A 19,803-nucleotide genomic window follows, 5' to 3' on the forward strand; every position below is an offset into this window, starting at 1 on the left:
AATTGTAGATTTGTCGTAACCACTTAAATTAATTAACACGAAAAAAAAATGAAGACCGTTTTACAAATTATACTTTGGATTGCATGTATTGGTTTTGGATACTTAATTTACAACTCTGTTAATGCGCCTATTAAATTTGGCAATGTTAAGCAAGAACGTTTCCAACAAGTTATTAATTCTTTAAAAGATATTAGAAATTCACAGGAAGCTTATAAAATTGCAAACGGCAGATATGCTAAAGATTTTAACTCTTTAATTAGTTTTATCGAAACTGGAAAATATACTATTACCCAACAAAGAGATACCTCTTATTTAGAATTTAATAAGCAGTTTGGTATTGATATGCTTACTGAAAAGAAGATTATTGATACTTTAGGTTTTGTATCGGTTAAAGATTCATTATTTAAAAATGATACTCGTTATAAAACTTTAATGAATGTTCCAACAGCTCCAAATGGTGAAAAATTTACAATGGATGCAGGTACAATTGACAAAAGTGGTTACAAAGCCTCTGTTTTTATAGCAAAAGTACCAAAAGAAGTTGTTTTATACGATCAGCCAAAAGATTTGGTTGCAAGAGAAAAAACTTTAGTAAATGTTGAAGAAGTAAATGGTCCTTTCATTAGCGTTGGATCAATGGAAGAGGTAAGTACCAATGGTAACTGGCCACCGATATATGACAAAAAAGAAAGAAATTAAAAATACAGAAAACTCTGAATTGAGTTATAAAAAATTGTCCATTCAGATTAGTTTGAATGGACTTTCTTTTTGTGTCTTGGATTCAGTTGAAAATAGCATTATTAAACAAGAAAGTGTATCGTTTATTGAACAGCTAAATCCTTTTCAAGTACTTAAAAGACTTAAGGAATTAGTGGAGCAGAATAGCCTGCACAAGGTCAAATTTTCGGAAGTTACTGTAATACATAGAAACACCTTATTTAGCTTAGTCCCTAAGGTACTCTTCAATGAAAACGAGCTGGCTAATTACTTAAAATTCAACACTAAGATTCTTGCGAATGATCATATTTCATTTGATGAAATTATAGATCATGACATAGTTAATGTTTACATACCTTTTGTAAATATAAATAACTACATTTTTGAACTCTTTGGTGCATTCGAATTCAAACATAGTGCCACTGTATTAATCGAAAGTTTGTTAAGCAACTTTAATAGCGGTAAAGAAACAATTGCTTATGTTCATGTTTTAGAACAACAAATAGATATTACAATACTATCACAGAAAAAACTCTTATTCTTTAATAGTTTTACATTTCAGACCAAAGAAGATTTTATCTACTACGTTCTATTTACAATTGAACAACTAAAATTAGATACTGAAACGCTTAAACTTAGACTTTTTGGTGCTATTGAAGAAGGAGATGCATTGTACACTATATGCTATAAATATATTAGAAATGTAGACGTTTATATACCGTCTAACCTATCTTATCATATAGAGAACACCAATAATAAAACCATAGATTTCACTACACTAAGCGCTCTTTAATGCGGATAATTTCAGGAAAACATAAAGGAAGAAAAATAACTGCCCCTAACAAGTTGCCAGTAAGACCAACTACTGATATGGCTAAAGAAGGCTTATTTAATATTCTAAATAACACCTACTATTTTAACGATATTTCCGTCTTGGATTTATTCTCAGGTACAGGCAATATAGCTTTTGAATTTGGTTCAAGAGGTTGCGCTTCCATAACTGCCGTAGACGAGAATCATGGATGTATAAAATTCATATCAGAAACCACAGAAAAGTTAGAGTTGCCTATTAGTGCCATTAAATCTGATGTTTTTAGTTACTTAGAAAAGAGCGGTAGTAAATTCGATATTATTTTTGCAGATCCACCATACGACCTAGAATTTTCCGATTTCAGTAAAATTCCCGAACTAGTATTTTCCAGAGGATTACTATTAGAAGATGGTGTTTTAGTTATAGAACATTCTAAACATACGGATTTGTCTAAACTGCCACATTTTAATAACCAAAGAAAATATGGGGCTAGTGTATTTAGTTTTTTTAAAGCTACTTAAATACGAAACCTAAACACCTTTGCGTTATCTTTCATAATTAAAAACTAACCATGAACAACTTAAGCTTTCCTATTAAATTTGTATTTCAAATTTCTACCTTCACTAATGATTTTACCGCTACTGATTCCACCGGGAAAACCGTTGCTTATGTGAAACAAAAACTGTTTAAACTAAAGGAAGATATTTCCATTTTCGAAAATGAAGGTCAAGGAAAACTTAACTTTAAAATAAAGGCAGATAAATGGATAGATTTTTCTACTGCTTATAATTTTACCGATAGCGAAGGAAAAGAACTAGGAAAAGTTGGGCGAAAAGGATGGGCTTCATTATGGAAAGCGCATTACGAGTTAATTGATCAACATCAAAAATTACAGTACCATATTCGCGAGGAAAATGCTTGGATTAAAGTACTGGATGGCGTTTTAGGGCAAATTCCCATTTTAGGTGTTTTTACTGGTTATTTATTTAATCCATCTTATATAGTTTCTGATTTACAAGGCAAGAAAGTTGCTCGTTTGAAGAAAGAGGCTTCGTTTTTTGGTAGAAAATTTGAAGTATCTAAGTTAACAGATATTGACCAAGATGATGAACAAAGAATATTGTTAGGGTTAATGATGATGATTTTATTAGAAAGAAGAAGAGGATAAATTCTTTTTAATAAAAAAGCAGGTCGTAAGCCGGATTCTGTCTTCCGAAATCACTTCAGAATTCTTATCATTTATCTAGACTTTTAGTTACCTAAAAGCTCAAACCGCCTACCCTTCAGCACGAGCGTGCAGCTCTTAAAGCTGATATACATGGCGTTTCACCACATAGAGTTTACCTGGTTTCACTACAGCATTACCTGTACCTGCTTTCTGTTGCACTTGTCCTCCTCCAGCGAACTAGAGTGACGGGTATTACCCGCTATGTTGCACTATGGTGTCCGGACTTTCCTCGTTTTGCAAAATACAAACCGCGATAAGATGACCTGCTGTTGGCAAAGGTAATTCAATTGTTGATAAATAAACAGCTAATAATGCTTAAATCGGCTATATAATAACTAGCTATTTTTATATTTGTACTACGCTGTATTTTACAGTATAATTATTTAAAACAGCATCAGTATTTGGAACCATTTGTAGTATCTGCGCGTAAATATAGACCTCAAACATTTAAAGATGTTGTAGGCCAGCAAGCTATTACCAATACTTTATTAAATGCTATAGAAAATAATCATTTAGCACAAGCATTATTGTTTTGCGGACCTCGTGGTGTTGGTAAAACAACTTGCGCACGAATTTTAGCTAAAAAAATTAACGAGGATAGTGCCCAAAGTCAAGATGAAGATTTTGCGTTTAATATTTTTGAATTAGATGCAGCTTCGAATAACTCTGTGGATGATATACGTAATTTAACAGACCAAGTTCGTATACCTCCTCAAGTTGGAAAATATAAGGTATATATTATTGACGAGGTTCACATGCTTTCACAATCGGCATTCAATGCCTTTTTAAAAACATTAGAGGAACCACCTAAACATGCTATTTTTATATTAGCCACTACGGAAAAGCATAAAATTATACCTACTATTTTATCGCGATGTCAAATTTTTGATTTTAAACGAATTACCGTTAAAGATGCAGCGGAATACCTAAAATATATTGCTGAAAATCAAGAAATAGAAGCAGAAGATGACGCTTTACATATTATTGCACAAAAGGCCGATGGCGCTATGCGCGATGCTCTATCTATTTTCGATAGAGTAGTTAGTTTTTCGGGAAAAAAATTAACTAGAAAAGCCGTAACTGAAAACTTAAATGTACTTGATTACGATACTTATTTCACCGCTACCGATTTAATTTTAGAACATAACATTCCTGCATTACTAGTTTTGTTTAATGATGCATTATCCAAAGGATTTGATGGACATCATTTTATATCTGGTTTAGCTTCACATTTTAGAGATTTAATGGTATGCCACCATCAATCTACTATAGATCTATTAGAAGTGGGTGAAGAGGCTAAGAAATTGTATTTAGAACAATCTAAAAAAACGAGTAGCACGCTCCTACTTCAAGGTATAGAGATCGCAAATGACTGTGATTTAAAATACAAGTCTAGCAAAAACCAAAGACTTTTGGTAGAATTAGCCTTAATGAAATTAGCCTCTATCAATTTTGATGGAGAAAAAAAAAATTCTAATTTCTTAAACTATATTGCCCCAGCTTCATTTTACAAAAATGGAGGTCCCTTTACAAGCAAAAGACCATCAGATGCACTAGTAACATCTAAAGAATTACCAGAAATAGTTGATGAAAAATTAGATCATACTATTGAAAATCCTGTTCAAGAAGTAGAATCCAACATTATTACTAAAGAATCTCCTACCGAATTAGAAGAACAGCAAACCACAATTGTAAAACCTGATTTATCCCAAGAGGAAACAGTATCCGAAACCAAAATTTCGATTAAAGCTCCTCAGAATAGAGTATCTGGTTTATCATTGTCTAGTTTAAAACTGAAAAAAGAACATTCGCTAAATAAAAAAGACACTATAATTGACGAAAGTAAATTACCAAGGTCCGTATTTACCGAAGAAGAAATGCAAAAACATTGGGCAGATTTTGTTCACCAAATTGATAAGGAAGGTCAAAAAATTCTAGCTTCTAACTTAAATACAGATATTCCTAAATTAAGAGATGCTACCACTATTTGGATAGAATTACCAAATAGCACAATGAAAAAGGAAATTGAAAGAGAACAGTATGACTTAATTGAGTATTTACGATTAAAGCTAGATAATCATTTTATAAAATTAAAAATTACCATAAACGAAGCAACAGCTAAAAAGTTTGCTTTTACGCCCGAAGAAAAATATGAAAAGCTAAGAGAAAAAAATCCAGCGATTGATATTTTAAGAAGGGAATTTGATTTGGATTTATAACAGTTTATGTTCGTGAAGTAGGTTTATAAAGATAAATACCACCTATCACCATGTACTAAAAAGTAAAAAATGTTAGGACTAAAATTACCAACAGACCCGAGATGGGTAAATATTGTAGAAAAAGACATTGACGAAATTCTTACGGATCATGCTTATTGCGAGCAGAAAGCCGCAGCCACCGCAATATCGCTAATTGTATCTTTTCCTGAATATACCGAACTAGTACAAGAAATGATTTCATTAGTCCGCGAAGAAATGGGGCATTTTAAAATGGTTCATGATCGAATTTTAGATAGAGGAAAAATTTTAGGAAGGGATAGAAAAGATGAATATGTAATTGAGCTTTTAAAATTTTTCCCCAAAGGAGGCAGTAGAACTACTCAATTAGTACATAGATTACTCTACGCAGCCCTCATTGAAGCTAGAAGCTGCGAACGGTTTAGATTACTTTCAGAAGAATTGAAAGACAAAGATTTGGCCGAGTTTTATCATAAGTTAATGATAAGCGAAGCCAATCATTATACCATGTTTTTAAAATTTGCTCGACAATATGGCGACCGTAACGAGGTTAATAAAAAATGGGAAGATTTACTTGTTTACGAAGCCGATATCATGAAAAAATTAGGAAATAAAAGTAGTATTCACGGATAGACTTTATTCCAATGGATTGTCTGTGGCATAATACAATGTTTTTATAATCCCATCAGAAAGTCCAATTTTAGGTACATGTATTTTTTTAGCACCACTCCACTTTGTAGCAGAAAGAAAAATTTTAGTGGCCGGTATAATAACATCTGCCCTATCTGGGTTAAGGCCTAATTCTGAAATACGCTCTTCATAGGTTAAGCTTTCTAAAAAATTATACTGCGCTTTTAACCATATGGCAGACAACGGCTCCCCTTCTTTTCTTCCTGAAATTTTATGAAGCTTATTGATATTTCCACCAGATCCTATAATTGAAATATCGGGTATACTTTTTACATGTTCCTTAATCCAACTCTCTAATTTTAGCCAAGTAGCCTCACCAACCATATTGTTAAGCAAACGCACTGTGCCTAACTTAAACGATTTGGATACTTTAATTTTACCTTCAGTAAAAACAGTAAATTCGGTACTTCCTCCGCCAACATCTATATATAAATAAGATTTTCCTGCCTGCATTAATTGCTTTAGATCCGTGGAGGCAATGATGGCTGCTTCTCTTTTACCATCTATTAATTCTATAGTAATATTTGCTTCATCTTTAACGCGTTTAATGATTTCTAAACCATTATTTGCCTCTCGCATTGCAGATGTTGCGCAAGCCATATATTTCTCCACCCCAGCAACATCCATAAGCAATTTAAATGCCTTCATTGTTTCTACAATACGATCCGCATTTCTATCAGTTATTTCTCCAACGGTGAAAGAATCTTCACCTAAACGTACTGGCACACGAATTAGTGAACTTTTTCTAAACTGTGCCTTCTTGTTTTTTTCTTCAATAATGTTATGAGTCAATAATCTAATTGCATTGGACCCTATATCTATTGCTGAAAATTTTCTAACTTTCAATATTCCTATTCTTTAAGATTCTAATTTGGCTTTGTAATAATCATAAAGTGCGAATTGAGAACGCACCTCTTTTCCTTTAATCTTGCGATAAGCATTATCTTGTTTATCAGAAAAAACTCTAGCTTTTAAATTGTCTTTCCAAGAAATTTCAAATGTATCTATTAATTCTTGTTTAATATCCTCATCATATATTGGGCAACCTACTTCTACTCTATAATCTAAATTACGCGTCATCCAATCAGCTGAAGATATATACACTTTGGGTTTACCATTATTAGCAAAAATAAACGACCTTGGATGCTCTAAAAATTTATCTACTATACTAATAGCTTCAATATTTTCACTCATACCTTTTACCCCAGGAATTAAACAACAAATTCCTCTGATTATAAGTTGTATTTTTACTCCGGCATTACTTGCTTCATAAAGTTTATCTACCATCTTATAGGAAGTAAAACTGTTCATTTTGATTTTTATATAGGCCTCTTTCCCTGCTTTAGCATTTGCAATTTCAGCATCTATTAATTTTTTAAAAACGTTTTTAGTATAATGTGGTGATACAATTAAATGCTTATACTTATTAATTTTATAGGTGGTCTCAAAAAAGTCGAATAGTTTATTTAATTCTTTTAAAATATCGTCATTTGCAGTAAATAACGTATAATCTGTATAAATCCTAGCAGTGGCTTCGTTAAAATTACCTGTACTTATAAAACCATAACGTTTTAATACTTGGTCTTCCTCTCTTTCTATTAGACAAATTTTACTGTGTACTTTTAATCCAGGAACTCCAAAAATAAGTTTAACGCCTTCAGCTTGTAATTGCTCTGCATATTCAATGTTTGCCTGTTCATCAAAACGTGCTTGCAACTCAATTTGCACGGTTACTTGCTTACCGTTTTTAACAGCGTTAATTAAAGATGCAGCTACTTGCGAATTATTTGCCAGACGATAAACTGTAATTTTTATGGTTTTAACTTTTGGATCAAGTGCCGCCTCGCGTAAAAATTTAATGATATAAGCAAAGGTGTGATAGGGTGTATATTGTAAATAATCTTTAGCTGCTATCCGCTCTAGAATACTACCTTCCATAGATAAACCATTTACAGGCAATGCTTCAATTTTATCATACAGCAAATCTTGGCGTCCAAGACTCGGAAAACTCATATAATCTCTTCGGTTATGATATCTACCACCAGGTATAACACTATCAGTGTCTTCAATATTCATTTTATCCTTCAAGAAGTTTAGTGTATCCTTAGCTATACTTTTGTCGTATACAAAACGTACTGGGTCGCTTATTTTTCTATGTTCAACACTACTAGATATTTTCTCGATAAAACTTTTACTCAAATCATTATCCATATCCAATTCAGCATCACGGGTAATTTTAATCATGTGTGCAGAAATAGATTTATATTCGAACATATTAAAAATACTTCCTAAACTGTAGCGTATTAAATCATCAAGAATAATAATGTAATTTTTATCTCCCTCTTTTGGTAATACCACAAAACGATCTATCCCTTTAGGGATTTCAATTAACGCATATCTATTTTCCGATTTCACTAAGCCTTTCTCCGCTTTTAAAACCATTTTTATAGCCAGATAAGCTGCAGTATCTTTTAGAACTGGAAACTCTCTAAGGTCATTTAAAATTATAGTCATTAAAACAGGACTTACCTGATTAATAAAGTAATTTTTAACAAACTCAGCCTGTTTTTCTGAAATTTCATCTTCTTTAATGATGAAAATATTTTTGGTTTCAAGTTCGTCTTCAATTTGCTTTAAAATTTTTAAACTCTCCGCCTGCTGTTTAATAACAATATTGGTTATTTCTTCCAATAAGTCTTTGGCTATCTCACCGCCTAAAACACTTTTACCTGTCTTACCTGCTTCAACAATACGCTTTACTGTAGCATATCTAACTTTAAAAAATTCATCGAGATTATTAGAAAATATTCCCAAAAAACGAAGCCTTTCAATCAGAGGAACTTTTTTGTCTGCACTTTCCTGCAATACGCGTTTGTTAAAATGCAGCCAGCTGATTTCTCTATTGATATATTGATATTGATTTTTATTCATAAAACTACTTAAATTGTTTTGGGAATATCATTTTTTCCGTTCTTCCGCCCGATGTATCCCGCCATTTATCTATCTCAAAATTTAATTGTACCAATCCTGCTGTTGGAACATTTTCAATGTACACATCTCCCCAAAGATTTGAAATTTCAGTGAGTGCATGGTTATGACCAAAAATAATCACTGAAGTTAAATTATCATCTAAATTTTTCACAAAATCCATTACAGATTTACCTGAAAAATCATATAATTCATTCGAAATTAAGAAATTTGCAAAAGGTAATTGTAGCGTTCGCATAGCTATCATACCAGTGTGTAAAGCCCTATTTGCAGGACTTGAGAAAGATGCCTCTATTTTGGAATTAGATTTTAAAAATTCTGTTGCTACCAATTGTGCATCTTTAATTCCACGAACCTGTAAAGGCCGGTCTATATCTGAAACTGGAAAATCCCAAGAAGACTTTCCGTGACGCATTAATATAAGTTTTTTCAATAGATTATGCTTTTCAAAATTATTTCTATTAAGGCGCTAATCGTTCAATTTTCCAGTCAATATTTTCTAAGGCAAATCTAATTCTGTCATGTAACCTATTAGGCCTCCCTTGCCAAAATTCCATAGAAATAGGTTTCACAATATACCCTCCCCAATGACTTGGTCGTTGTATTTCTTTACCTTGATATTTATTTTCTAGTTCTTTAAGCCTATCCTCTATTTCTTCTCTAGAGGAAATTACCTCGCTTTGATTTGATACTAACGCACCTAATTTACTACCATCTGGTCTAGAATCGAAATATCCGTCGGACAAATTTTCTGGAATCTTTTCAACAACACCTTTAATTATAATTTGCCTTTCCATATTAGGCCAGAAAAAAGAAAGACACACCTTAGGGTTATTTGCAATTGCCTTGCCTTTTTCGCTATTGTAATTTGTATAAAAAATAAAACCTTCGTGGGTATATTTTTTCAAAAGAACTATTCTGCTCTTAGGAAAACCGTCTAGTCCAATTGTTGAAATCGTCATAGCATTTGGCTCATCTACACCCTCAGAAGCTTCAGTTTCGTAAAACCATTTCTGAAAAAGCTCCATTGGATTATCCGTAACACTTTTTTCGGAAAGTTCACTTTTTTCGTATGTTTTTCTGTAATTACCTAAATCTTTCTGCATTTTTAAAAATACTAATTTCAACTTTAACAAAGTTCTGCAAAAGATAGGAAAACAAGAAGAGTCTATGCGTTAATTATAACTTATTTCTTAATAATTACGTGAAATTAAAAACTTTACCATCATCTGCCAGAGAAACATTAGCAAATACCTCATTTGCTTCTTCTTTAAACAATTCTATAGAAGTATAACGCGTAGAGTAATGGCCTAAAATTAATTCGCCAACCTCTGCTTGTTTAGCTATAGACGCAGCTTCTTTTGCGGTAGAATGTTTTGTTTTTGGAGCTAGCTCGCTTTGCGAATCTAAAAATGTAGCTTCATGATAAAGCACATCTACATGCTTAATTAAAGGTACAATATCAGGTTTGTAAGCTGTATCACTACAAAAGGCATAGCTTTTTGCTTTTGGCGGATCTAGTGTTAATTCCTTATTTAAAATGGTACGCCCGTCATCCAAAACAATGTCTTTGCCATTTTTAATATTTTGAAAATAACATTTGTCTATGCCATAACTTTGAGCTGCATCAATATTTAAAGTACGAGCGGCTAATTTTTCTTTAAACAAAAATCCGTTTGTGTACACTCTATGGTCCAGAGGTATTGTACTAACTGTAACTTTAGAATCTTCATAAATAACTTCTGGTTGCTTAGAAGACAGTTCATGAAAAACTAGATTATAATTAGTCCAAGAATTTCCTAATTTTAATAATAAGGTAATGGCCTCTTGTATACCTTTTGGCCCGTAAATATGCATTTCTTTATCTCTACCAAGCAATCTAAAAGTAGAAATTAATCCTGGTAAACCAAAAAAATGATCTCCATGTAAATGCGATATAAAAATATGATTGATTCTAGAAAATCTTATTTTTTGTTTTCTTAATTGTACTTGTGTGCCCTCTCCACAATCTATAAGAAACATGTGATTTTTGATCTCTAAAACTTGTGAAGTTGGATTTGTTAATGTTCTAGGAGTGGCAGCGTAACAACCAAGTATGGTTAATTTCATGAAGGTATTCTAATTTATTGGTCTATAGTTGGCTGCATCCTCTGCGGTAAATTTGCTTTTAAAAGTAAATGCGTATGGAGTTTCTCCATGCTCTTGAAGATAAGCCAAACGTTTTTTAGCTTCTTCTGGTGTTGGTATAGTTTTTTCATCTATAAACCAAAATGCCATATGCATTTCCGTAATTTTATGAAACCATTCTTTTCTACGTTTAAATATTTCAACATGATCCGAGGAATAGGTGAATTTAAAAAGATGGTCCATTGTTTTCCAAACAGACATATTTACAATAATAAATCTGTCATCAAAAACAGAAATTGAAGTTGCATTGTTACCTTCCTCTATTAATCGCCAAACAAAACCAGGGCTGTTTTCCGCCAAGGCATTTATACGGTCTAAACTATTGACAAAATCCGCCATTATAGGGCTATCAATTTCGTCAATCATTTTAGCGATATTTACCTGGGCTAGATAAATCATAGGCCCAAATCGCGTTCTATTTCTTCCATTTCAATAATGTCTCTTGCCTCTTGAATCGTTGGAACCACACAAATCTCGTCTGGAACGTCATCATAAGATATAGCATCGGTTACAAGTACAAATGATTTTTGTGCTTTTCGATGTTTGTTAGATAGTTCTAAAAACTCCAAAATATCGTTTTTAGAAAGTTTTGAGAATGAAAACAGATTAATAATAATATGATCATTTTTTATTTTGTCATATCCTGTTATTAAATTCTCTAAGAATGTTTTTAATGTTGCTTTTTCTTGAAAAACAACTGTTGTAGTACCGTCAGAATCAAAGATCATAATTGTTTACTTTATTTTTGAAGCTAATAAATACAAAACTGCCATACGTATTGCTACTCCGTTTTCCACTTGATTTAAGATAATGGATTGTTTGGAATCTGCAACATCACTAGTAATTTCTACCCCTCTATTAATAGGACCGGGGTGCATAATCACAATTTCTTTATCTAAACTATCTAATATTTTTTTGTTCACCCCATATTGTTGGGTGTATTCTCTTGTAGTAGGAAAGTAACTAATATCCAATCTTTCATTCTGAATACGCAACATATTAGCAACATCGCACCAATTTAAGGCTTTAATTAAATTAGTTTCAACCTCTACTCCTAAAGATTCTATATATTTTGGTATTAAGGTTTTTGGACCACAAACTTTTACATGGGCGCCTTGCAGCTTAAGTGCAAAAATATTAGAAAGTGCCACTCTAGAATGTAATATATCACCAACAATTACCACTTTTTTTCCAGCAACATCGCCTAGTTTTTCTCGTATAGAATACGAATCTAATAGCGCTTGTGTCGGGTGCTCATGTGCACCATCACCAGCATTTACAATAGATGCTTTAACGTGTTTTGATAAAAATATTCCTGCACCTGGATTGGGATGGCGCATAACCACCATGTCCACCTTCATAGAAAGAATATTATTTACCGTGTCTATTAAAGTTTCTCCTTTTTTTACGGATGATTGTGCTGCTGAGAAATTAATTACGTCTGCAGATAATCGCTTTTCAGCAAGTTCAAAAGAAAGTTTTGTACGAGTACTATTTTCAAAAAATACGTTTGCTATTGTTATATCACGTAAAGAAGGTACTTTTTTAATAGATCTATTGATAACTTCTTTAAAATGATCCGCAGTTTCAAAAATGAGCTGAATATCTTGCTCTTTAAGATATTTAATTCCTAACAAGTGTTTTACACTTAACTCGCTCATATACTTATTTTTCCTATTCTTAATACTCCTTTATGATGTGGTATTTACTAAATAAACGGCATCTTCTCCATCATTTTCTTGCCACATCACTTTTACTTTTTCATTGTTTATAGCATCTACCTGTCTGCCTCTGTAATTGGGTTGAATTGGTAAATGACGACTAAATCTACGGTCGATCAGTGTAAGTAATTCAATTTCTATTGGTCTCCCAAAAGATTGTAAAGCTGTAAGTGCTGCTCTTATACTCCTGCCTGTATACAACACATCATCAATAAGCACAACCTTCTTATCTTCAATAAGAAAATTGATATTAGTTTTATTAGCTTCTAGTGTCTTATTTCCCCTTCTAAAATCATCTCTATAAAAGGTAATATCTAAAAAACCTAGATTTATATCTTTAACTCCATATTCCGACTTTAAAATATCGGTAAGTCGTTGTGCTAAAAATATACCACGAGGTTGAATACCTATAAGAACGGTATTTTTAAAATCTAAATGATTTTCTAAAAGCTGACAAGCCAAGCGATGAAGAATTATGTTTATCTCTTTTGAGGAAAGCAATACTTTTTGACTCATGCCGAAATTTTGTAATTACAAAAGTATCAAATTATCTTTTAAAATTTGAATCAATATATAGATTCCTTTTTCAAGAGCTAAAATTTACATCACAAAAAAAGCCCGAACATTTGTTCGGGCTTTTATATTCTAAAATTAGAAGCTTACTTTTTCTTATTAGCGCTTGCTTCCATTTTATCTTTTAACGCTTGTAATGCTTCGTTAGCGTCACCTAAAGTAGGTTTAGCTTCGTCTGCAGCAGCAGCAGCTTTTTTAACCGCAGCTTTAACAATACGTTGTTCCTCAGCTTTAAAGATAGCAGTGTGGCTAGCTACAACTCTCTTGAATTCTTTATTGAACTCAATAATTTTGAAGTCAGCTGAATCACCTTTACCTAATTTAGAACCATCTTCTTTCTCTAAATGACGTGTTGGCACGAATGCTTGAATGTCTTCATTGAAATCAATTGTAGCACCTTTGTCAACAACATCTGCTATTGTTCCTTTATGAACAGTATCTAATGCAAATTCAGTTTCGTACTTATCCCAAGGATTAGTAGTAGTTTGTTTGTGACCTAAAGATAATTTACGTCCTTCAACATCTAACTCTAAAACTTCAACATCTAATTTATCACCTACAGTAACAAATTCTGATGGATGTTTAATTTTCTTAGTCCAAGATAAGTCAGAGATATAGATTAAACCATCAATACCTTCTTCTAATTCTACGAATACACCAAAGTTTGTAAAGTTTCTTACAATACCATTATGCTTAGAACCTACAGGGTATTTAGTAGTAATATCAGTCCATGGATCTGGAGTCATTTGCTTAATACCAAGAGACATCTTACGATCATCACGATCCATAGTTAAAACTACAGCTTCTACTTCATCACCAACTTTTACGAAATCTTGAGCAGAACGTAAATGAGTTGACCATGACATTTCAGAAACGTGAATTAATCCTTCAACACCTTCAGCTACTTCAATAAATGCGCCGTAATCAGCAATAACAACTACTTTACCTTTTACTTTATCACCTATCTTAATTTCATCAGATAAAGCTTCCCATGGGTGCTTCTCTAATTGCTTAAGACCTAATTGAATTCTTGACTTGTTATCATCAAAATCAAGGATAACAACGTTCAATTTCTGATCTAACTCAACAACCTCATTCGGGTGGTTAATTCTAGACCATGAAAGATCTGTAATGTGGATTAAACCATCAACACCACCTAAATCAATAAACACACCATAAGAAGTAATGTTTTTAACAACACCTTCTAATACTTGTCCTTTTTCTAGTTGACCAATGATTTCTTTTTTCTGTTCTTCGATATCAGCTTCAATAAGTGCTTTATGAGAAACAACTACGTTTTTAAATTCGTGGTTAATTTTTACAACCTTGAACTCCATAGTTTTACCTACATACTGATCGTAATCTCTAATAGGCTTCACATCAATCTGAGAACCTGGTAAGAATGCTTCAATTCCGAAAACATCTACAATCATACCTCCTTTAGTTCTACACTTAACAAAACCATTAACGATTTCTTCTTTATCGTGAGCAGCATTTACTCTATCCCAAGCCATGATAGTTCTGGCTTTTCTGTGAGATAATACTAACTGACCGCTTTTATCTTCACGGATGTCGATAAGAACCTCAACTTTATCACCAACTTTTAAATCTGGATTGTAACGGAATTCATTCAGTGAAATAACACCTTCAGATTTTGCGTTAATGTCTATAATAGCTTCACGATCTGTAATAAATACTACAGTACCAGTTACTACTTCTTCATTTACAGTATCTACAAAGTTTTCAGCAACTAATGTTTCAAACTCTTGGAGTTTTGCATCATCAACTTGCTCAATACCTTGCTCGTACTTCGTCCAGTTAAAGTTTTCTAAAAATTCTTGAGGATCTTGTACAGGTGCCTGTACTTTTGCCTGAGTAGCTTCTGCTGCCTCAGCTTGTTTTTTTTCTTCAGCCATTTGCTGATTAATAATTTGTATTCTGCAGTATTTACAAGAGTTAAACCAATACTACAAAAGTAGTTATACATTTTTTGTTTAAAACTTCCCTTCTCCTCTTGTTCTTCTAATTTAAAAAGGTGTGCAAAATTACATATTTTTTTAAAAATACACAAGCTAAATACCTAAGATAAAATACAATAGAAATTTCCTTAACAAATATGCTTGTTTTCATATGCATCTCTCTATTATATTTTGTATCTTTAAGACTCAATATTAACCGTTAAAAAAATATAACATGAGCGTAAAAGCTAAATATCAAGGAGTTTTAAATCTTGGTGAACAATTAGGAATTAAAGGTGGTGATGTAACTGAAGAAGGTGGTGTTTTAAAAATTATAGGTGAGGCAGCTACTCCTTACGAGAAAAATGCTATTTGGGATAAAATTAAAGAATTAGGTGGCGAAAGTCCTTCTGATATAAAAGCTAATATTACTGTTGCAGATAGTTCTGTTTATCATAGACATACTGTTAAAGGTGGAGAATCTTTAAGTAAAATTGCGAAGCATTACTATGGTGATGCCATGAAATACAAGCAAATATTTGAAGCAAATACTGGTATTTTGAAAAATCCAGATGTTATTCATCCAGATCAAGTATTAGTTATTCCAAACTTATAATATTTAGATTTATTAAATGTAAAAAGGCACTCTTTCGAGTGCCTTTTTTATTGTTTTTCTATTACACGAATTGCATAATTATATATTCGTTCAAATTGTTCTTCGAGCCCCATATCGCTATTATCAAATTCTATCGCATCTGCTGCTTGTCTTAAAGGAGAGAACTCTCTGTTGGAATCTATATAATCTCTTTGTTGCACGTTTTTAAGCACATCATCAAAAGTTACCTTATCGCCTTTATCTAACAACTCTTTATATCTTCTGGTTGCTCTTTTTTCAGCAGAAGCTGTCATAAACAATTTAAGCTCAGCATCAGGAAAAACTACAGTGCCAATATCGCGACCATCCATGACAATACCTTTTTCAATCCCCATCTTTTTTTGCATTTCTACCAATTTATAGCGCACCTCTGCGATGGTTGCAATCTGACTAACATTTTTAGAAACATCAAGACTCCGAATTTCTTTTTCTACATTTTCGTTATTCAAAAACATTTCAGCAAAACCCAGGTCTTTGTTGTACACGAACTTTAAATCTATTTTAGGTAGTAATTTCACCAATGCAGATGCGTTGGTCTTTTCCGAATCTATAAACCCATTTTGCATAGCAAACAATGTTACTGCGCGGTACATGGCACCTGTATCCACATAAATGTATCCAAGTTTTTTTGCTAATTGTTTAGCAATAGTACTCTTTCCTGTAGAAGAATAGCCATCTATTGCTATGGTAATTTTTTTCTGCATAGTATAAAAATATAAAGAAATGAATACTTTACGAGTTTATATTTAAAATTTATTAAAGAAAAAAAGGACAGTCATGTGCTCACAACTGTCCTTTTTTTCTATCTTATTTGTGATTATAATGTTTTCGGATTTTTTACTTTTTGTTTTGTAATTGCTAAAGCTATTACTTCATGCATTTCTGAAACATAATGAAATTTAAGGCCCTTTAAGTATTCCTCTTTTATTTCTAAAATATCTCTTCGGTTTTCCTCGCAAAGTATAATTTCTTTAATACGAGCTCTTTTTGCAGCAAGTATTTTTTCTTTTATACCGCCTACTGGTAATACTTTACCACGCAATGTAATTTCACCAGTCATTGCAAGGCTATTTTTAACTTTTCGCTGCGTAAACAGAGAAACCAACGAGGTCAACATAGTTATACCAGCACTTGGTCCATCTTTTGGAGTAGCACCTTCAGGCACATGTATATGAACATTATAATTTTCAAACACCCCAGCATCTATTCCAAATAAATCGCAGTTAGATTTTATATATTCCATGGCAATGGTGGCAGATTCTTTCATAACCTTACCAAGATTACCAGTAATTGTTAAAATGCCTTTTCCTTTAGTTAAAATAGATTCTATAAATAAAATATCTCCACCAACGCTGGTCCAAGCTAATCCTGTAACGACACCTGCAACATCATTATTCTCGTATTTATCGCGCTCCATTCTTGGTGCACCTAATATCTTTTCAATAACTTCATTGCTTACTTTAACCTCATAATCCTCTTCTATTGCTATAGATTTCGCGGCATAACGAACCATTTTGGCAATTTGCTTTTCTAAAGAACGTACACCAGATTCTCTTGTGTAACCTTCAACTATTTTCTCTAGTTGAGCTTTACCTATTTTTAAATGTTTATCTGTAAGTCCGTGTTCTTTTAATTGTTTAGGCAACAAATGTCTTTTAGCTATTTCTACTTTTTCTTCAATAGTATAGCCTGTAACATTTATTATTTCCATACGGTCTAATAATGCAGGCTGTATAGATGACAAATTATTTGCCGTTGCAACAAACATAACTTTTGAAAGATCATAACCCATTTCTAAGAAATTGTCATGGAACTCGCTATTTTGTTCTGGATCTAATACCTCTAGCATTGCTGATGATGGATCACCTTGATTGCTATTAGACAACTTATCTATTTCATCTAATATAAAAACAGGGTTAGATTTACCTGCCTTTTTTAAGCTTTGAATAATTCTTCCAGGCATTGCTCCAATATACGTTTTTCTATGTCCACGAATTTCTGCTTCATCACGGAGCCCTCCTAAAGACATTCTTACATACTCACGACCCAAGGCTTCTGCAATAGATTTACCTAAAGATGTTTTACCCACACCAGGAGGTCCGTAAAAACATAAAATTGGAGATTTCATATCATTTCGCAGTTTAAGAACAGCTAAGTACTCTATGATTCTTCGCTTTACGTCTTCTAATCCGTAATGGTCTCTGTCAAGTATCTTCTGAGCCCTTTTTAAATCGAACTTATCCTTAGAAAATTCATTCCAAGGCAATTCTAAAAACAGGTCTAAATAATTTCTTTGTATGCTATATTCTGCAACTTGAGGATTCATACGCTGCATTTTTGCCAACTCTTTGGTAAAATGTTCACCAACTTTTTTACCCCATTTTTTCTTTTTGGCCTTAACACGCATTTCCTCTATCTCCTCTTCATAAGAACCTCCTCCAAGCTCTTCTTGAATAGTTTTCATCTGTTGATGCAAGAAATATTCACGTTGTTGCTGATCTAAATCGGTACGAACTTTAGACTGAATATCATTCTTAAGCTCTAGTTTTTGCAGCTCAACATTCATGTACTTCAACATAGCTAAAGCGCGCTCTTGTAAGCTAGGGATCTCAAGCAACTCTTGTTTCACATTAACATCAACACTAAGATTAGATGATACAAAGTTTATTAAGAATGAATTGCTTTGAATGTTCTTTATAGCAAATGAAGCATCACTAGGAATGTTTGGATTATCCTTTATAATTTTAAGTGCCAATTCTTTTACAGATTCAATAATGGCATTAAATTCAGGATTCATCGGATCCGGACGATCTTCCTTTGCTTCACGAATAGTTGCAGTCATATAAGGTTTCTCGGTAAGCACTTCTGCTACTTCAAAACGTTTTTTACCCTGTATAATAACAGTGGTATTACCATCTGGCATTTGAAGTACTCTTAAAATTCGAGCGACAGTACCTAAGGTATTAATATCATTAATTCCTGGGTTTTCAACTTCACCATCTTTCTGAGAAACTACCCCAATTACCTTAGAGCCGTTGTTTGCATCTTTTATTAAAGCAATAGAAGAATCTCTACCTGCAGTAATTGGTATTACCACACCAGGAAACAAAACAGTATTACGTAATGGCAATATTGGCAAAGTTTCAGGTAATACCTCGCTGTTCATCTCCTCTTCATCTTCTGCTGTTAATAAAGGTATTAACTCAGAATCTTCATCTATACCTTGCAACGACATATTGTCAAAATTTGAAAATTTAGAATTTCCCATATATATATTTCGGTCATTCTGTCACCGTAGTGCAGAATTCAATTAAATAATTAATAATATTTTATTGTAACATTACCCTATATTCATTGACTTTACAGGATAATTAGCATTTTTTTACTATTACAAAAGGCAATTGTTATGCCAACAGATAAAAAAAATTAAAAAAAAGTGTAACATTACATAAAATCATTCATCATTACTACAAAACAACCATTTTTTGAGCCACAAAAAAGAACATATTGATGCATTGTTGCAATTGTGTTTAAACGGGAAACAAAGTGCGCAACTAGAAGTTTACAATAGGTATTACAAAGCTATGTACAACACAGCGGTTAGAATTGTAAAAGATAGTGCCATTGCAGAAGACGTTATGCAAGAATCGTTTTTAAGCGCATTTACCAAATTAGAAACCTTTAAAGGTGAAGTCACTTTTGGATCTTGGTTAAAACGTATTGTAATAAACAACAGTATCTATCAGTACAGAAAGCAACAGAAAAAAAATGAAGTTGCGCTGGACGATGTAATCTATAAGGTCGAAGATGATGACGGGATTGCCTCTGATTATGTGTTTACAGAACAAAAGGCTCAAAAAGTGATGGAAACCATGAAACAGTTAAAAGACAATTACAGAGTTTCTTTGACCTTACATTTAATTGAAGGGTATGATTATGATGAAATAAGTACTATTATGAACTTAAGCTATGCCAATTGTAGAACAACAATTTCAAGAGCAAAGGAAAGTTTACGACAAAAATTAATTGCGAATTAAA

The 19,803-nt window shown here is 32.6% G+C and carries 20 protein-coding genes and 1 other RNA gene; 8 read left to right on the forward strand and 13 right to left on the reverse strand.

The features are described 5' to 3' along the window. Positions 1-48 precede the first annotated feature (48 nt). Genes B8963_RS09005 through B8963_RS09020 form a run of 4 tightly spaced genes read left to right on the forward strand, consistent with a single transcriptional unit; the run spans position 49 to position 2,696 of the window. A complete protein-coding gene (locus tag B8963_RS09005; protein ID WP_084061177.1) occupies positions 49-699 on the forward strand; it encodes a hypothetical protein in 651 nt (216 codons plus the stop codon). Further along, the gene (locus tag B8963_RS09010; protein WP_234989640.1) at positions 677-1,510 is read left to right on the forward strand and encodes a DUF3822 family protein; all 834 of its coding nucleotides are present in this window, start codon (positions 677-679) and stop codon (positions 1,508-1,510) included. The genes B8963_RS09005 and B8963_RS09010 overlap by 23 nt, the downstream gene beginning before the upstream one ends. Continuing rightward, positions 1,510-2,049, forward strand: coding sequence for an RsmD family RNA methyltransferase (locus tag B8963_RS09015; protein ID WP_084061179.1), 540 nt, complete (start codon positions 1,510-1,512; stop codon positions 2,047-2,049). Before B8963_RS09010 ends, B8963_RS09015 begins: the two co-directional genes overlap by 1 nt. Positions 2,050-2,099: 50 nt before the next feature. Then, complete coding sequence (locus B8963_RS09020; protein ID WP_084061180.1) at positions 2,100-2,696, forward strand: LURP-one-related family protein; 597 nt, start codon at positions 2,100-2,102, stop codon at positions 2,694-2,696. Positions 2,697-2,707: 11 nt separating this feature from the next. Here B8963_RS09020 and rnpB read toward each other — a convergent pair. After that, positions 2,708-3,026: RNase P RNA component class A (rnpB, locus tag B8963_RS09025), an RNA gene on the reverse strand. A gap of 131 nt (positions 3,027-3,157) precedes the next feature. Here rnpB and B8963_RS09030 point away from each other — a divergent pair. After that, positions 3,158-4,975 (forward strand): DNA polymerase III subunit gamma/tau, encoded by a 1,818-nt coding sequence (locus B8963_RS09030; protein WP_084061181.1) that lies wholly within the window; start codon positions 3,158-3,160, stop codon positions 4,973-4,975. Positions 4,976-5,044: 69 nt separating this feature from the next. Beyond that, a complete protein-coding gene (gene miaE, locus B8963_RS09035) occupies positions 5,045-5,626 on the forward strand; it encodes a MiaE family protein (protein ID WP_084061182.1) in 582 nt (193 codons plus the stop codon). Between the two features lie 3 nt (positions 5,627-5,629). On the opposite strand, the gene B8963_RS09040 is transcribed toward miaE, so the two are convergent. From B8963_RS09040 to rpsA, 10 genes are all read right to left on the reverse strand, one after another. Next, positions 5,630-6,529, reverse strand: coding sequence for a Ppx/GppA phosphatase family protein (locus B8963_RS09040; protein ID WP_084061183.1), 900 nt, complete (start codon positions 6,527-6,529; stop codon positions 5,630-5,632). Positions 6,530-6,541: 12 nt separating this feature from the next. Continuing rightward, positions 6,542-8,614 carry a polyphosphate kinase 1 gene (ppk1, locus tag B8963_RS09045; RefSeq protein ID WP_084061184.1) on the reverse strand — a complete coding sequence of 691 codons (2,073 nt, stop codon included), beginning with the start codon at positions 8,612-8,614 and terminating at the stop codon, positions 6,542-6,544. Positions 8,615-8,618: 4 nt separating this feature from the next. Next, positions 8,619-9,086 (reverse strand): SixA phosphatase family protein, encoded by a 468-nt coding sequence (locus B8963_RS09050; RefSeq protein ID WP_234989641.1) that lies wholly within the window; start codon positions 9,084-9,086, stop codon positions 8,619-8,621. Positions 9,087-9,132: 46 nt separating this feature from the next. Continuing rightward, positions 9,133-9,777 carry a pyridoxamine 5'-phosphate oxidase gene (gene pdxH / locus B8963_RS09055; RefSeq protein ID WP_084061306.1) on the reverse strand — a complete coding sequence of 215 codons (645 nt, stop codon included), beginning with the start codon at positions 9,775-9,777 and terminating at the stop codon, positions 9,133-9,135. Positions 9,778-9,871: 94 nt separating this feature from the next. Then, a complete protein-coding gene (locus B8963_RS09060; RefSeq protein ID WP_084061186.1) occupies positions 9,872-10,780 on the reverse strand; it encodes a ribonuclease Z in 909 nt (302 codons plus the stop codon). A 9-nt stretch (positions 10,781-10,789) separates the two neighbouring features. Next, positions 10,790-11,257 (reverse strand): DUF3291 domain-containing protein, encoded by a 468-nt coding sequence (locus B8963_RS09065; RefSeq protein WP_084061187.1) that lies wholly within the window; start codon positions 11,255-11,257, stop codon positions 10,790-10,792. Beyond that, a complete protein-coding gene (locus B8963_RS09070; RefSeq protein WP_084061188.1) occupies positions 11,254-11,586 on the reverse strand; it encodes a ribonuclease Z in 333 nt (110 codons plus the stop codon). Before B8963_RS09070 ends, B8963_RS09065 begins: the two co-directional genes overlap by 4 nt. Before the next feature lie 6 nt (positions 11,587-11,592). Further along, positions 11,593-12,519, reverse strand: coding sequence for an aspartate carbamoyltransferase catalytic subunit (locus tag B8963_RS09075; protein ID WP_084061189.1), 927 nt, complete (start codon positions 12,517-12,519; stop codon positions 11,593-11,595). A 30-nt stretch (positions 12,520-12,549) separates the two neighbouring features. Then, positions 12,550-13,095 (reverse strand): bifunctional pyr operon transcriptional regulator/uracil phosphoribosyltransferase PyrR, encoded by a 546-nt coding sequence (gene pyrR / locus B8963_RS09080; protein ID WP_084061190.1) that lies wholly within the window; start codon positions 13,093-13,095, stop codon positions 12,550-12,552. A 143-nt stretch (positions 13,096-13,238) separates the two neighbouring features. Continuing rightward, positions 13,239-15,068: a 30S ribosomal protein S1 gene (gene rpsA / locus B8963_RS09085; protein ID WP_084061191.1), complete on the reverse strand. Its 1,830-nt coding sequence runs from the start codon at positions 15,066-15,068 to the stop codon at positions 13,239-13,241. Between the two features lie 277 nt (positions 15,069-15,345). Here rpsA and B8963_RS09090 point away from each other — a divergent pair, with 277 nt between their 5' ends. Beyond that, the gene (locus tag B8963_RS09090; protein ID WP_084061192.1) at positions 15,346-15,726 is read left to right on the forward strand and encodes a LysM peptidoglycan-binding domain-containing protein; all 381 of its coding nucleotides are present in this window, start codon (positions 15,346-15,348) and stop codon (positions 15,724-15,726) included. A 47-nt stretch (positions 15,727-15,773) separates the two neighbouring features. Here B8963_RS09090 and cmk read toward each other — a convergent pair whose 3' ends face one another. Both cmk and lon read right to left on the reverse strand, forming a co-directional pair. After that, positions 15,774-16,469: a (d)CMP kinase gene (gene cmk / locus B8963_RS09095; RefSeq protein ID WP_084061193.1), complete on the reverse strand. Its 696-nt coding sequence runs from the start codon at positions 16,467-16,469 to the stop codon at positions 15,774-15,776. 113 nt (positions 16,470-16,582) lie between these two features. Continuing rightward, positions 16,583-19,033: an endopeptidase La gene (lon, locus tag B8963_RS09100; protein WP_084061194.1), complete on the reverse strand. Its 2,451-nt coding sequence runs from the start codon at positions 19,031-19,033 to the stop codon at positions 16,583-16,585. Positions 19,034-19,250: 217 nt separating this feature from the next. Here lon and B8963_RS09105 point away from each other — a divergent pair, with 217 nt between their 5' ends. Next, complete coding sequence (locus B8963_RS09105) at positions 19,251-19,802, forward strand: RNA polymerase sigma factor (protein WP_084061195.1); 552 nt, start codon at positions 19,251-19,253, stop codon at positions 19,800-19,802. The last annotated feature ends 1 nt before the right edge of the window (position 19,803 follow it).

This window comes from Cellulophaga tyrosinoxydans (genome assembly GCF_900176415.1).
In the GTDB taxonomy this organism is placed as follows: Bacteria; Bacteroidota; Bacteroidia; order Flavobacteriales; family Flavobacteriaceae; genus Cellulophaga; species Cellulophaga tyrosinoxydans.

Excerpts from the sequence above, each read along its gene's own strand:
- cmk (WP_084061193.1), bottom strand. The coding sequence starts at position 16,469 with ATGCAGAAAAAAATTACCATAGCAATAGATGGCTATTCTTCTACAGGA.
- B8963_RS09075 (WP_084061189.1), bottom strand. The coding sequence starts at position 12,519 with ATGAGCGAGTTAAGTGTAAAACACTTGTTAGGAATTAAATATCTTAAA.
- pdxH (WP_084061306.1), bottom strand. The coding sequence starts at position 9,777 with ATGCAGAAAGATTTAGGTAATTACAGAAAAACATACGAAAAAAGTGAA.
- miaE (WP_084061182.1), top strand. The coding sequence starts at position 5,045 with ATGTTAGGACTAAAATTACCAACAGACCCGAGATGGGTAAATATTGTA.
- ppk1 (WP_084061184.1), bottom strand. The coding sequence starts at position 8,614 with ATGAATAAAAATCAATATCAATATATCAATAGAGAAATCAGCTGGCTG.
- B8963_RS09010 (WP_234989640.1), top strand. The coding sequence starts at position 677 with ATGACAAAAAAGAAAGAAATTAAAAATACAGAAAACTCTGAATTGAGT.
- B8963_RS09020 (WP_084061180.1), top strand. The coding sequence starts at position 2,100 with ATGAACAACTTAAGCTTTCCTATTAAATTTGTATTTCAAATTTCTACC.
- B8963_RS09090 (WP_084061192.1), top strand. The coding sequence starts at position 15,346 with ATGAGCGTAAAAGCTAAATATCAAGGAGTTTTAAATCTTGGTGAACAA.
- rpsA (WP_084061191.1), bottom strand. The coding sequence starts at position 15,068 with ATGGCTGAAGAAAAAAAACAAGCTGAGGCAGCAGAAGCTACTCAGGCA.
- B8963_RS09060 (WP_084061186.1), bottom strand. The coding sequence starts at position 10,780 with ATGAAATTAACCATACTTGGTTGTTACGCTGCCACTCCTAGAACATTA.
- B8963_RS09050 (WP_234989641.1), bottom strand. The coding sequence starts at position 9,086 with ATGCGTCACGGAAAGTCTTCTTGGGATTTTCCAGTTTCAGATATAGAC.
- B8963_RS09005 (WP_084061177.1), top strand. The coding sequence starts at position 49 with ATGAAGACCGTTTTACAAATTATACTTTGGATTGCATGTATTGGTTTT.
- B8963_RS09065 (WP_084061187.1), bottom strand. The coding sequence starts at position 11,257 with ATGATTTATCTAGCCCAGGTAAATATCGCTAAAATGATTGACGAAATT.
- pyrR (WP_084061190.1), bottom strand. The coding sequence starts at position 13,095 with ATGAGTCAAAAAGTATTGCTTTCCTCAAAAGAGATAAACATAATTCTT.
- B8963_RS09070 (WP_084061188.1), bottom strand. The coding sequence starts at position 11,586 with ATGATCTTTGATTCTGACGGTACTACAACAGTTGTTTTTCAAGAAAAA.
- B8963_RS09015 (WP_084061179.1), top strand. The coding sequence starts at position 1,510 with ATGCGGATAATTTCAGGAAAACATAAAGGAAGAAAAATAACTGCCCCT.
- lon (WP_084061194.1), bottom strand. The coding sequence starts at position 19,033 with ATGGGAAATTCTAAATTTTCAAATTTTGACAATATGTCGTTGCAAGGT.